This is a genomic window from Paraburkholderia sp. SG-MS1 (genome assembly GCF_012275575.1).
GTDB lineage: Bacteria > Pseudomonadota > Gammaproteobacteria > Burkholderiales > Burkholderiaceae > Paraburkholderia.
This window is the reverse complement of sequence record NZ_NPIH01000279.1, coordinates 21,788-35,254: the sequence shown is the minus strand read 5'-3', so window position 1 is coordinate 35,254 and position 13,467 is coordinate 21,788. Positions and strand designations below refer to the sequence as shown.

Here is a 13,467-nt window from a genome sequence, read left to right as displayed (position 1 = left end):
ATTTTAAGCCAAACTGGCGCCCGTGAATTCGGCGATCACGCGCCGCGCGCGATCGACCACCGGTTTATCGATCATTTTCCCGTCAACTGAAGTGGCCCCGCCCTCGCTGGCGGTGAATGCAGCGACGACGCGTTCGGCCCATCGCCTTTCCTCCGGCGATGGCGCGAAGGCCGCATTGACCACGCCGACCTGGGCCGGATGAATACAAAGCTTACCGCCGAAGCCCAATTTGCGCGACGCCAGCGCGTCCAGGCGCATCCGGTCCTGGTCGGCGAAATTGACACTGACGCCGTCCACCGGCGCCGCCAGGCCCGCATGGCACGATTCCAGCACGATCTGGATGCGGACGGGCGTCAGCGCTTCGCTCTCGTCCCAGATACCGCTCTCCGCTGCGAAGTCCACGCCGCCGAACGCGATGCGCTCGAGGCCCGGCATGGCCGCCATCGAACGCAAATCGACGTAGCCCTGCACCGTCTCCAGCAACGCGACGATTCTACGTCCCGGCAGCGTCGACATGGTGCGCGCGAGAGACTCCCGGTCGGCCTTTGCAAGCATCACGCCGGCGGACGGCAAGGACTGGATCAACCGTAAATCATCCTCGAACCATTCGGTTTGCGCGGCGTTGATCCGCACGAGTGCCCGGCGACGTTCATCGAGCCAGGCCGCGACCGCATCGCGAGCCGTGGTCTTTTCAGCGGGCGCCACCGCATCTTCCAGATCCACAATCACCTCGTGCGCGCCGCTGGCCCCGGCCTTGTCGAATCGCTCCCGGCGATTGCCAGGCACGAACAGGAGACTGCGTGCTACCTGAGCCATATTTGCCTCACTCGAAAACGACGTCGACGGATGTGGTGATCTTGCAGAAGCGCTTCAATCCTTCGATCGCGTTTTCATGTTCCTGCGTCGACAACCCACAGCAGCCGTCCTCCAGCACGACCATGTCGTAGTCGCGATCGTGGCCCTCGCGCACGGTGGCCTGGACGACGGCATTGGTCGAGATGCCCGAGCAGTAAATGCGCCGCACACCGCGCGCGCGCAGAATCGCTTCGAGGTTCGTCGCGTAGAACGGACTCACGCGATGCTTGACGATGTCGAAGTCACCCTCCTGCTGGCCAAGATCGGAATGTACTTCGGTACCCCAGGTGCCCAGCCTGAAGATGCCGTTCTTGCGAGCCCCGGAGAAAATCGGCGAGTTGGGCGGGCATTCGCGATAGTCCGGCGAAAACCCGACGCGCACGAAGCCGATCGCGACGCCCGCGGCACGCGCCTTGTCGATCGCGCGGCGCGTGTTGGCGAGCACGTCGCGCGCCCTCACCTGCTCGCCATAGGCAGCCTTACCGTTGGGGCCGTCGGCATGGACGAGATCGTTTTCCATGTCCAGCACCAGATAGATTGCGTCCTTCACGAAGCTCTCCTTGTCTTATCGATTGGTGTGCGCGGCGGCGCGCTCACGAAATCACTTCCCGTGCTTCGAGATCGGCGCGCTGTGCCGAACTCAAGCCCAGCAGCTCGCCGAACACATACTCTTCGTCTTGCCCGAGGGCGGGGGTCAACGAACGAATGCCCACCTCATCGGTACCGGAAAAGCGCGCCGGCGCGCCCACCGCCGGACGGGGCGGAATCCCCTGCGCGCTGACCTCCACGACGGCGCCTCGTGCCACAAGATGAGGATCGGCGGCAATGTCCTGCATAGTCGACGACACGTGCGCGCACACCCCGGCTCGCTGCAAGTCGGCCGCCACGGCGTCGGCATCGCAGCGCGAGAGCCACGCGGTCAGCTGCTCGTCCAGTTCATCGCGATGCGCGAGGCGCGCCTGCGTCGTCGCGAATCGTGCGTCGGCGGTGGACCAGCCGGCCATCTGCGCCAGCGTGCGCCATTGCGCGTCGTCGCGGATCGCCAGCGTGAGCCAGCGGTCCGGCACAGCGCTCGCGTAGATGCCGTGTGGCGCCATGTCCAGACCGGCGTTGCCCGGGCGCACCGGCGTCATGCCCGCGCTCGCCAGCACCAGCGCGTCGCCGATCATCGCCGAGGCGACCTCGCGCGCGGCGAGATCGACGTGTTGCGCGCGGCCCGTGACGCGGCGTTGATGCAGCGCCGCCACCGTCGCGAGGGCGGCATGCAAGCCGGCCGAATGATCCATCACGTGACGCATTTCCACGGGCGGCCCGTCGCTGTAACCGCTCATCCAGCCGAGTCCGCCCCATGCGCCGAAGAGCGGCGCGTAGCCGGAAAAGTGCGAATCGGGACCGCTCTGTCCGCACGAAGACAAAGACATCATGACGATATCGTCCTTGCTTTCGCGCAAGGCTTCGAAGCCGAGCCCGAGGCGCTCCATCACACCGGGCCTGAAGCTTTCGGCGGCGATATCCGAGATCGCCACGAGACGCTTCGCCAGCGCGACCGCCTCGGGCTGCTTGAGGTTCAGCCGCACCGACAGCTTGTTCGCCGACACCTGATCGAAGGTCGCCGCGGACATCCGCCCGTAGACCGCATGCGGTTTGCGAAACGCATCCGGCCGCGTGCGGCTTTCGACCTTGATGCACTGCGCGCCGAGTTGCGAAAGCAGGTGCGTGCAGAACGGCCCCGCGGCATGGATCGTAAAGTCGGCTATGCGTATCCCGGCGAGCGGGGCGCGGGTTTGCGTCATTGCAGGGCCTCCTCAGCCAGTTCGCCCAGTGCCGGCACTCTTGCATCGCGAGGCAAGGGTGTGCAGCGAAACTGGAACGGCGCCACCAGCACGTCGAGCTGCATGCCGCTTTCCAGCGTCGTCTCGCCGAATAACCCGCGAGCGTTTTCATGCGCGCCGGCCACCACTTCGGCCGGCGTGCGGTATTTCGCGGCCGGCACACCGAGCGCCTGAGCGCGGGCCACGATTTCCTCGACCGGATGCCGCGCCATCCACGCGCGAATGTGCCCGTTGATTTCGCCGCCACGGCGGCTGCGCTCGAGCGGATCGCGCAGCGCCGCTTCGTCCGCCCACGCCGGACAGCCGAGCAACTGCACGAGCGCGTGCCATTGCCGGTCTTCCAGCGTGAGAATCTCGACGTGCCCGTCGAGCGCTTCGAACACACCGCCGTAGCGGAAACTGCGCGTCGTACGATGTTCAAGCGACCCGTCGCCGAGCCGCTGTAGCGCGAAGGCGCCGACCGCCACCGCGGCATCCTGCACCGACACGTCGACGTACTGGCCGCCTTCCAGCGGGGCGCCCCACCACGCGGTCAATGCGCACAGCGCCGCCGAGCAGCCGCCCTGATAGCCGGCGAAGTGCCCATAGATCATCAGCGGCGGCCGGTCCGGAAAGCGCTCGTTCGAGAGGCCGTTCGGCAGCAGAAAACCTTCGCCGCCGGCATGCACGAGATTGACTTCCTCGCCATCCCAATCCGCTTTCGGACCACTCGCGCCGAACGGCAGCACCGACACGTGAACAAGCGCGGAAAACCGCTTCGCGAGCTCGGCCGGGTCCAACCCCTGCGCGGCCCGCTCGCGTACCGGCGTATCGTCGAGCAGGATGTCGGCATGCTCGAGTTCGCGCTCGAGCAAGGCCCTCCCGTCGGCGGTTTCCAGGTCGCACACGAGGCTGCGCTTGCCCGCGGCAAGGTACGCAAACAGTGCGCTCTCGCCGGTCTGCTCGAGCAGCGGCGCCGCCTGGCGCAGCCGGTGCCCGCTGCCGGGCTCCAGCATCACCACGCGCGCGCCCATCGCGGCCAGCAGGCGGCCGGCATAGGCTGCCGCCACCGTGCGCGAACGCTCGACGACGCAGCACCCGGACAACGGCAGGACCGCGCCATTCGGGTTGTCGTTGAAGTGCATCTGGACTTCCTCCTCAGTGACCGGGATGCGATGCGCCGCTTAGCGAACCAGCGGCAAGTCGAGGTCCACGCCGGCGCCGTCGATGAACGCCGGCAACCGGGCGTCGCGCGACGGCAGCGCGACGGTCGCGAGACCCGGCGTCGTGACCTCGCCGCGCTGGTTCACGGCGGCCAGCTCGATGTCCACGAGCGCCACGTTGTCCTTCACGTACTTGCGCACCACCTTGCCCTTGCAGAACGTCGTGTCGCCCATGATGTTGAAACGCCGCATTTCCGTGCGCACACGCTTGATGAAGCCCGCGTCGCCCATCCAGTTGGTGACGAGCGAGCACATCCACGACGAGCGTTGCGGGCCGTAGTCATAAGTGCCGGGCACGCCCACCTCCTTGGCGACCGACTCGCGATGGTGGCCGATGCCGGTGTACTCGACGCCGCCGCCCGCTTCCGGGTTGCGGAAGAAGTGCCCCGGATGCCGGACCGCTGTTTGCAGCACCACACCATGCGTATGACCGCGACCACAGCCGACCAGGAAACCCATCGTGTCCATCAGCGACAGCGGACCGCGCGCAATGGTCGGCAGCTCTTCGCCTTCGTGCACGTCTTCCCAGTACCGCACGTTGGCGCCACGGATCCGGTTCGGCTCGTCGAGCACCATCTCGTCGATACGGTCACGCTCCTCGTCGCTGTATTCGTGCTGGACGATCTCCTTGTACTTGCCGGTTTCACGCGCCGCCTTGCGTTCGTGACGCGTACACGTGCCGAGCGCACGCGCCACCAGTTCACTGCGCTGGTTGTAATAGCACGCCTCTACGTACTGCAACACGAGGCGCCCGGAGAATTTGCTCTCTTTTTCCTCTACGCCGACCACTCGCTCGATGGCCGTGATGCGGTCGCCCGGACGCACGTGACGGAACAGTTCCCAATCGTTGCCGGCGTAAAAACCATGCACGCCCGCGAGCCCCCAACGGGTTCTGCCGAGCCAGCCGAACGCCATCGGAAACATCGGATGCGCGACCATCGACCCGTATCGCGTCTCGGCGCCGTAGCCATAGTCGCGATACAGCGGATTCAGGTCGCCGATACCGTTACACCAGTTGCGCAGCGTGTCCGGCGAGGCATCCTGAAGGTACGGACCTTCGGGCCGCAGATGGAGACCGATCATCGCTCTCGCCTCCGCGATCGCCTCGTCGGTGATGCGGCCTTCCGCCGGTGCGCTGCCTACGTCGTTCTGGGGGGTGGTAATGGTCGTATCCAATTCAATCTCCACAGTTAGGGTTCCGAAATATCGTGCCAGAATGCCTGCCATCCGAACCCCTCTTCGTCGCGAGGGGCTTGAAACCTGTCATGCCGTCAGTTGCAGTCCCGCCCGCGGCCAGCGTGCCGCAAAAAGCTGGCCGTATCCGGACAGCGTGATGAATGCCGTGCGCCGATCCGCGCCGCCGAAACAGATGTTGGTGCAGTAGCCCTCAGGCGCCTCGTGAAATTCGAGCAACTCGCCGCTCGGAGAGAACACGCTGATGCCGCCGCGCACCAGCGTCGCCACGCAGATGTTGCCGTTCTCTTCCACCGCGAGCGAATCGAAGCGCTGAAATCCCGCGAGCCCGTGTACGAGCCGTCCGCCATTCGGCGACGGCCAGGGTTCATGGCCGAGATCGCCGGGACCGAGCACCGGATAGGACCAGAGCCGGCTCGTTTCCGTCTCGCTGACGTACAGCGTGCGGCAATCGGGCGACAGCCCCACGCCATTGGGCGTGAGCACCGGATGCGCTGCGCACGTGATGTGGCTGCCGTCCATACGCGCGTAGTACACCGAACCACGCATGATCCGATCCTCGAAGGTCTTGCCGAAATCGGTAAACCAGAAGCCGCCGTCGCGATCGAACACGATGTCGTTCGGCCCATGCAAGGGGATGTCGCCGCAATGCGTGTAGAGCGTCTGGACCGCGCCCGTTTCCAGGTTCACGCGCTGGATCGCGCCGCCGCGATAATCGGCGGCCGCGCCCGTGGGACGCTTGAAACCCTCGTCCGTGCGCCAGCTGAAACCACCGTTGTTACAGATGTAGCAGTGGCCGTCGGGCCCGAGCGCCGCTCCGTTAGGGCCGCCGCCCACTTGCGCGACCACCTTCAGCTCGCCGTTCGGATAGACGCGCGTCAGGCGCCCCGCCGCGATCTCCACTACCAGCACGCTGCCGTCCGGCATTGCGATGGGGCCTTCCGGGAACTGAAGTCCGGTCGCCATCACTTCGCCCTGCAGTTTCAGGTTCATCCCTCTCTCCGTTTTCAGATAGCGCACGTTTCAGATGCGACGCAGACGCAGCTCACACGCACGGATTCGGCAATTCGTCCTGACGCGCGCCGAGGTAGGCATCGACCGCTTGCTGACGCCCCTCCCGGCTGCGCAACAACGCTTTGTCGAGTTCGCCGACGATATGCCCATGCCGCATCACCCATGCATGCGATGCGAGCCGCGCCGCCGCGTGAAAGCTCTGTTCCACGAGCAGCGCGGCGAGCTGCTGTTCCTGCTGGATGCGCGCGAGGCGTTCGTAGACGCGCGCCACGAGCAACGGCGCGAGCCCGAGCGACGGCTCGTCGAGCAACAGCAGACGCGGTCCCGACATCAAGCCCCGCCCGATCGCGAGCATCTGCTGCTCGCCGCCGCTCAGCAGACCCGCCGGCGCCTTCAGGCGGTTGGCGAGTTCCGGGAAAAACTCCAGCACCATCGCGCGGCGGCGTTCGCGAATGCGCGGATTCACAAAGTACGAGCCGAGCGTGAGGTTTTCCGTGACCGAGAGATCCGTCACGATCGCGCGGCCCTCCGGTACATAGACGATGCCTGCGCGAAATCGCGCCGCGGCGTCCAGACGCGTCACGTCGGCGCCGTCGAACAGCACCCGCCCTTGGGCCGGTTCGAGCCCGGCGATGGCCCGCAGCGTGCTCGATTTGCCCGCGCCGTTGGCGCCGAGCAGCGCACCGACGCTCGCGCCGGGCATGCCGAAGCTGACGCCGTGCACCACCGGGCCCGCGCCATAGCGCACGGTCAATCCTTCGACCGTCAGCAGGTTCGGATGCGGCTCATTCATCGTCGTCTCCGAGATAGATGCGGATCACGTCGGGGTTCGACTGGATCTGCGCCGGACTGCCCGATGCGAACAGACACCCGACGTTCAGAACATGAATGACGTCGCACACTTCCATGATCAGGTCCATGTCGTGCTCCACGACCACCAGCACGAGATGGGGCGAACGCAGCTTCATCAAGGCGTTCGAGAGGTCGCGTGTCTCCACCGAATTGAGTCCGGCAGCCGGCTCGTCGAGCAGCAGTACGCGCGGCTCGCCTGCGATCGCCCTCGCGATCTCGGCGAGCCGCAACACGCCGGGCGGCAACTGCGACGGCATCTCGCCGGCGACGTCGGCAATGCCGAGCCGCGCTAGCGCCTGGAGCGCCAATTCCCGATTGCGGGCGCGCTCCTCGCGTCCGCGCGTGAACGGCAGGAATGCGTCGAGCCAGCCCGAGGCCGATTGCCGATCGAGCCCGATCATCACGTTCTCGACGATGCTCAGCTCCGGGCATAGCGCCACATGCTGGAAGCTGCGCGAAAACCCCAACGCCGCGCGGCCGGTAGGGGGCACGCGTTCCAGATGCAGATCGCCGAACACGATGCTGCCCCGCTGTGGCGCATACAACCCCGTCAGGCAATTGAAGAAACTGGTCTTGCCCGCACCGTTCGGGCCGATCAGGCCGGTGATCTGGCCCGGCTGCAGGCGCAGGCCGATATCACGCAGCACCTGGTTGCCGCCGAACGACAGCGCCAGATCTTCGATGACGACCGGCTGGCCTTCAACCACGGGTAGCAAAGCAGCGCTCATCGGCCCCTCCCTTCGAGCCGTCCCCGCAGCGCGGCCGGCAGCGCATTCGCACCGAGCACGACAGCGAGCAGCGCGGCGCCGTACAGGACCGGCACCCAGTCGCCGGCGCCCGCCAGCAGAAGCGGCATGAGCGTGAGAAACAGTCCACCGATCAGCCCGCCCAGCAGCGACAACGAGTACATGCTGACCACCGAGCCGACCAGCAGGAAGATCGACGTCCACAACGTAAAGCTGTTCGGCGAGACCGTGGACGAACTGAACGACAGCAAGGCGCCCGCCGTCGCGGCGATCGATGCGCTCAGCGCCATGCACGACAGCCGGGCCCAACTGCGCCGCACGCCCAGCGACTCTGCCGCATAGGTCGACGTGCGGATCAGCAGCAGCGCCATCGCCTGGCGCGAGCGGCGGAAGTGCCTGAGCAACGCGACGATCGCGAACAACCCGAGCAGCGGCAGGTAATAACGCTGCAGCGGCTTGGACATGCCGGGCAGCGCATCGAGCTTCACGTACAGCCCTTCGTAGCCGCCCGACACATGGGAAAAGTGCAGCAGGATCTCCGGCAACGCGAGCGCGAGAGCCATCGTCGCGACCGCGAGCGAAATGCCGGACAGGTGCCGCGACGGAAATGCGAACAGGATGCCGAGCACTGCGCCGACCACCGCCGCCAGAGGCAAACTTGCGACGAGCGACACGCCGAGGTATTTCTCCGCGAGCGCAACCGTGTACGCACCCGCCGCGACGAATACGCCGTGACCGATCGACACCTCACCGCCAAAGCGCACGAGAAAGCTCACCGCGATGACCGCAATCGCATTGGCGAAGCACAGGCCGAGCGTATAGGTCCAGTAGCCGCCGCCGAGCAGCGGCAGACAGAGCAACGCGAGTGCGAGCACGCCGGTCAGCCCGAAGCGCGGCCGACGCACCGCCGGCACCGCGGCTGCGGGATCGCTCGCGGCCCGCCTCTTCTCGGCGACCGCGCCGGGGCGCATTGACACATCAGGCACGGGCGCCTCCCCGCGTGGCCAGCACGCCCTTCGGGAACAGATTGAGCACCAGCAGGATCAGCAACAGCATGTAGGTGTTGTTGAACTCGGCCGACACGTAGAACGACATCAGGTTCATCAGCACGCCTACGAGAATGCCGCCGACCACCGCACCCGGCAGGCTGCTGAAGCCGCCCACCACAGCGGCAGCGAACGCCTGCAACATGAACGACGCGACACTCGTCGACGACAGGAACGTGGTCGGCACGATCAGCAGCGCCGCGACCAGCCCGAGCAGCCCCGCCACCACCCACGAGAACAGATGAATGCGCTGCAGGTTGAGTCCGCATACCCGGCTTGCGAAAGGATGCGCCGACACCGCCCGGAACGCGATGCCGATCCGCGTGCGCTCGATCAGGAGATACAGCAGTCCAACGATCGCGGCGGTCACGGCCAGCACGGCGAGGTCATAGCTCGACACACGGATCGGACCGACGTGTGCTCGCCATGCAGGCAACGGCAGGTCGAGCGACACCACGTTCGAGCCGAACAGCAGTTGCGTGCCACCCTGCGCGATCAGGCCGATGCCGAGCGTCGCGATCGTGCTCGTCAGATCGGACTTGAACAGGAGCGGTCCGATCAGCGCGCAACTGAGCGTCATCACGACGATCATGATGACGAGCGTCAGCGGCACCGCGACGCCCCAGCTGAACTGCGCGAAAGTGCCCGCCGTGAAGCCGTACACGAGAAACGCCGCCAGCCCGGCGAGGTTGCCGTGCGCAAAGTTCACGACGTTCGAACTCTTATAGATCAGCACGAGCCCGATCGCGCCCAGCGCGTACAGGCACCCGCTGATCACGCCTGCCCAGATCAGCCCGAGAAAGTCCGTCATGGAATCAGTCCTTGCGAAGATTCGTCGTGGACGGCAGATCGGCATTGCCGTCGATCACCTCGATCACTGCGGGAAAATAGCGCCCGCTGTAGCCGCCTTGCGCGGCCGCGGCGTAATAACGCTGGGCGAGCTCGGTCACGCGGGCCGTCACGTCGGTCTCGGCCGCGAGTTCCAGCACGTACTGGATATCCTTGAGCACGTATTCCGGCGGGAATGATTTTTCCGGAAACTGGCGCGGCAGCATCGCCTTGCGTCCATGATTGCGCAGCACGAAGCTGTCACCGGAACCTTTGGATACTGCGTCGAGCAAAGTGGCCGGCGCCACGCCCGCGCGTTCACCCAGCACCATCATTTCGGCGAGCGCGACCGTGTTCTCGAACACGAGTGCGTTGTTGATCAGCTTGACCACCTGCCCGCAGCCCACACCGCCGCAATGCGTCACGTCGGTGCCGATGTAGTGCAGCAAGGGAGCGATGCGCGCGAACAGCGCAGCATCCGCGCCGACCATGATGCTGAGCTCGCCGCGCTGCGCGGCCTCGCGGGTACGCGCGACCGGGGCATCGGCGAAGGCAATGTCACGTGCGGCGAGCGCTTCGCCCACCTGGCGTGCACCGGCCACGGTGGTCGTGCTCAGATCGACGATCACGCGTGGATGACGCGAGCCGGCCGCGAGCCCCTGCGGGCCCAGACACACCGCCTCGACTGCCGGCGTGCCCGGCAACGACAGAAAGACGATGTCGGCTTGCGCGGCGATCTCCGCCAGCGACGCGGCGCGCCGTGCCTTCGTGCCGCCGAGGATCTGGAACGCCTGCTCATTGGCATCGAATGCAAGCACGTCGCCCGCATGCTTGAGCGCCATGTTGCGGCACATCGGACCACCCATCACGCCGAGGCCGACAAAGCCGATCACCACTTGTGTGTCTGCTGCCATTGCGCGCTCCCCGGAGATTAGTCCATCCACATGCCGCCGCTGATATCCAGCGACGTGCCCGTGATCCAGTTCGAAGCCGGCGAGCACAGAAACAACGCCGCCTGCGCGATGTCGTCGGCATTGCCGTAGCGCCCGAGCGGCACCGTCGCGTTGGCCGACGGCGCGACGTTGTCCGTCACGTTCGACCACATCGCGGTTTCCACCGGTCCCGGCGCGAGCACGTTCGCGTACACGCCGTGCGGCGCGCCGGCCTTGGCGACCCAGCGCATCATGCCGTGCACCGCCGCCTTGGCCGACACGTAGGCGGGACCGGAGGCCACTCCGCCATTCTTGGCGGCGATCGAGCCAGCCGCGAGAATCTTGCCGAAGCCGCGCTCGCACATCAGCGGGAACAGCTTGCGTGTCGGGTTGACGACGCCGCGCACGTTGACCGACATGATCGCGTCCCACTCTTCGTCGGTGCTCTCGCCCAACGGCGTGCGCGCAATGATGCCGGCGCACAGCACGAGAATGTCGATTGCGCCATGCTCGCCTAGCACGTCGTCGATCACCCGGTCGGTCTGCGCGCGCGAGGTCACGTCGTAGCGGCGATACTGGATGCCCGCGCCGATCTCGGCGTGCTCCGCGATGTCCGTCGCGATGACGCGCGCGCCCGCATCCCGGAACGTGTTCGCGATTGCGCGGCCCATGCCGCCCGCACCGCCTGTAATCAACGCGACCTGCCCTGCCAGACTCGGAGGACCGCTCAGATGCTGTGCCATGTATCACGTCTCCTTTCGTTGTATTGATCGATGCGGGTGTGTCAGTGTCATGCGAAAACTGCGGTGGCGGACATCGCGAGTTCGCCGTCGGGGCCGCGTGCCCACAGCGCGATGCTGTTGTCGTCCGCCGCGCGCCCTTCCAGCCTGAACGCCCTGCCGACGAAGAGCGGGTTCACGCCGCGAAAATCGAAGCCGGCAAGGCGTCGTCCGTTCGACTGACCGAGTGCGAACTGTTGCAGCAGGGTGGCCGTCAGCGGACCATGCACCACGAGGTCGGGATAGCCCTCTTCGTCGCGGGCATAGGACTGATCATAGTGAATGCGGTGACCGTTGAAGGTCAGCGCGGAGTAGCGGAACAGCAGCGTCGTATCCGGACGAACATCGCCCCCCCATTGCGCCACCTCGTCGAAACGCGCGGGCGCTGCCGCCGGTGCCGCGCCGGGCGCCGTCGCATCACGGTACACGATGTCCTGCTCTTCTTCGATACAGAGCCTGCCATGGCAATGAATGCTGTGGCCGACGGTGACGAACCACAGCGAGCCGCGCTTGCCCACCTTGTTTTCGATCTTGAGGATGCGACTGCGCCGCGTCGCCTGCGCGTTCACAGGTAGAGCCGCCAGATAGCGCAACCGGCTGCCCGCCCACATGCGGCGCGGCAAGTCGATCGGCGGCAGAAAACCGCCGCGTTGCGGATGACCGTCCGCGCCCAGACCGCTGCGGCGCACGGCAGGGTTGAAGAAAAGCCATTGCCAGCCCGGCGGCAGCGGCGCGCCGGATGCGGGCGCCGTGTCGAGGTCCAGCGTGGCGGCCATCGCTCGCACTGCCTGCTCCGCGATGTGCGCTTCGTGTTCTTCTTCGCGTCCGATCCAGTCTGTATAAGCGTGTGTCATCGTCACTCCGGTTAAGCGAGCTTGGCGTCGAAGACCTGCGCCGGATACGGGCGAAAACCCTGCACGAGTTTGAAGCCGCCGTCCGCGCCCGCCTGGATGATGCCTTCCTGGCGTGCACCGCGATGATCGCCGCTGCTGAAAGTCACCCCGCGCGCGCCGCCGATGTCGACGTTCTTCATCGTCTCCATCACTTCGACGAAACTCGCGCGCGTCAGCGGCTTGCCACTGGCGAGCAACATCTGGAACGACTTGACGAACAGCATGCCGTTGCTCCAGCCGTTCAAGCCGAAGACGCCCACCGGGTCGCCCGGATAGTATTTGGCGATGCTGTCCCGATAGGCTTTGATCGGCGCATCGTTGGACGTCACGGGCATCAGCCACGAAGAAAAGTACACGCCGTCCAGCAGCGGGCCGGCGAGCTTGCGCGTGGTCGGGTCCGCCGTGAAGAACGGCGCCATCCACTTCGCCTCGAAGCCGAGGCGATCGGCCGATTTCAACGCGGCGGCCAGGTTCGCGTTCGAGCCGAACAGAATCACCACATCGGCCTTTGAATTCGCGAGACGCCGGATATGCGGCGTGAAATCGGTGTTACGTACTTCGAAGGGAATCGATTCGATCGCCTGCTTGTTCGTCCCGCTCAGATATAGCTCGAAGCCGCGTTTAGCCGAGCGTCCCAATTCGTCGTTTTCCCATAGCAACGCGACGCGGCTCAGCTTCAGGCCATTGAGCGCGTAGTCCAGATTGGATGCCGCGGACCAGCCATAGTCCGGCAAAAGCGGGAACGAGAGACGCTCGGCAAAGAGTGCGCTCGAGCCGCCGATCGGACCAATCATCGGCACGCCGACTTCCTTGACATAGGGGATCACCGCCCCGGTTTGCGCGGTGCCGACCGGCGCCGCAAGCGCAAAGATCTTGTCTTCCTCCACGAGCCGCCGCGTCACCGCGACACTGCGCGACGGCTCGTAGCCGTCGTCGTAGGTCACGTATTTGATCTTCCAGCCGTTGAGCGCGTTGGTCTCGTCGGACCACCGGAAACAGGACTCCGCCGCATGCGTGAGGATCGCGTAAAACGGCACCGGACCGGTGATCGGCGTGAACGCGCCCACTGTCACCGTCCTGCTCGCGACGTCGATGCCGGGCGACGCCTGCTGCGCAAATCCGACGTCGGAAAAAGCCGCTGAAGTGATAGCGGCGCTCGTCAAGACGAAGGTTCTTCTGCGCATGGTCGTGTGGGGTCCGTGTCGATGAGAATGCATTCTATATTCTTTACTGGTGAACGAAAGTCAGGGTTTTCACGGTGGATATGCAGGTTTACTTAGTTTCCGCAGAATAT

General features: G+C 65.7%; 14 protein-coding genes. All 14 read right to left on the bottom strand.

Annotated features, from left to right (window positions below):
- Positions 1-3 precede the first annotated feature (3 nt).
- The 14 genes from CIC12_RS29640 to CIC12_RS29575 all read right to left on the bottom strand — a co-directional run bounded on the left by CIC12_RS29640 (position 4) and on the right by CIC12_RS29575 (position 13,357).
- A complete protein-coding gene (locus CIC12_RS29640; protein WP_168669616.1) occupies positions 4-816 on the bottom strand; it encodes an HpcH/HpaI aldolase/citrate lyase family protein in 813 nt (270 codons plus the stop codon).
- Positions 817-823: 7 nt separating this feature from the next.
- Positions 824-1,405, bottom strand: a complete 582-nt coding sequence (locus CIC12_RS29635; protein ID WP_342030587.1) for a cysteine hydrolase family protein — start codon at positions 1,403-1,405, stop codon at positions 824-826.
- 43 nt (positions 1,406-1,448) lie between these two features.
- Positions 1,449-2,648: a CaiB/BaiF CoA transferase family protein gene (locus tag CIC12_RS29630; RefSeq protein ID WP_168669614.1), complete on the bottom strand. Its 1,200-nt coding sequence runs from the start codon at positions 2,646-2,648 to the stop codon at positions 1,449-1,451.
- Positions 2,645-3,811, bottom strand: coding sequence for a CoA transferase (locus CIC12_RS29625; protein WP_168669611.1), 1,167 nt, complete (start codon positions 3,809-3,811; stop codon positions 2,645-2,647). The genes CIC12_RS29630 and CIC12_RS29625 overlap by 4 nt, the downstream gene beginning before the upstream one ends.
- A 39-nt stretch (positions 3,812-3,850) precedes the next feature.
- Positions 3,851-5,065: an FAS1-like dehydratase domain-containing protein gene (locus CIC12_RS29620; protein WP_174772247.1), complete on the bottom strand. Its 1,215-nt coding sequence runs from the start codon at positions 5,063-5,065 to the stop codon at positions 3,851-3,853.
- 87 nt (positions 5,066-5,152) lie between these two features.
- A complete protein-coding gene (locus CIC12_RS29615) occupies positions 5,153-6,076 on the bottom strand; it encodes an SMP-30/gluconolactonase/LRE family protein (RefSeq protein ID WP_168669609.1) in 924 nt (307 codons plus the stop codon).
- 52 nt (positions 6,077-6,128) lie between these two features.
- Complete coding sequence (locus tag CIC12_RS29610) at positions 6,129-6,890, bottom strand: ABC transporter ATP-binding protein (protein ID WP_168669607.1); 762 nt, start codon at positions 6,888-6,890, stop codon at positions 6,129-6,131.
- Positions 6,883-7,677 (bottom strand): ABC transporter ATP-binding protein, encoded by a 795-nt coding sequence (locus CIC12_RS29605; protein ID WP_168669605.1) that lies wholly within the window; start codon positions 7,675-7,677, stop codon positions 6,883-6,885. The genes CIC12_RS29610 and CIC12_RS29605 overlap by 8 nt, the downstream gene beginning before the upstream one ends.
- The gene (locus CIC12_RS29600) at positions 7,674-8,681 is read right to left on the bottom strand and encodes a branched-chain amino acid ABC transporter permease (RefSeq protein ID WP_342030586.1); all 1,008 of its coding nucleotides are present in this window, start codon (positions 8,679-8,681) and stop codon (positions 7,674-7,676) included. Before CIC12_RS29600 ends, CIC12_RS29605 begins: the two co-directional genes overlap by 4 nt.
- Positions 8,674-9,552 carry a branched-chain amino acid ABC transporter permease gene (locus tag CIC12_RS29595; RefSeq protein ID WP_168669603.1) on the bottom strand — a complete coding sequence of 293 codons (879 nt, stop codon included), beginning with the start codon at positions 9,550-9,552 and terminating at the stop codon, positions 8,674-8,676. Before CIC12_RS29595 ends, CIC12_RS29600 begins: the two co-directional genes overlap by 8 nt.
- A 4-nt stretch (positions 9,553-9,556) precedes the next feature.
- On the bottom strand, positions 9,557-10,483 hold the full coding sequence (locus CIC12_RS29590) for an NAD(P)-dependent oxidoreductase (RefSeq protein ID WP_168669601.1): 927 nt from the start codon (positions 10,481-10,483) through the stop codon (positions 9,557-9,559).
- A gap of 17 nt (positions 10,484-10,500) precedes the next feature.
- Positions 10,501-11,244 carry an SDR family NAD(P)-dependent oxidoreductase gene (locus CIC12_RS29585; RefSeq protein ID WP_168669599.1) on the bottom strand — a complete coding sequence of 248 codons (744 nt, stop codon included), beginning with the start codon at positions 11,242-11,244 and terminating at the stop codon, positions 10,501-10,503.
- 47 nt (positions 11,245-11,291) lie between these two features.
- Positions 11,292-12,134 (bottom strand): FAS1-like dehydratase domain-containing protein, encoded by an 843-nt coding sequence (locus CIC12_RS29580; RefSeq protein WP_168669597.1) that lies wholly within the window; start codon positions 12,132-12,134, stop codon positions 11,292-11,294.
- An 11-nt stretch (positions 12,135-12,145) separates the two neighbouring features.
- Positions 12,146-13,357 (bottom strand): ABC transporter substrate-binding protein, encoded by a 1,212-nt coding sequence (locus CIC12_RS29575; protein ID WP_168669595.1) that lies wholly within the window; start codon positions 13,355-13,357, stop codon positions 12,146-12,148.
- Between the last annotated feature and the right edge of the window lie 110 nt (positions 13,358-13,467).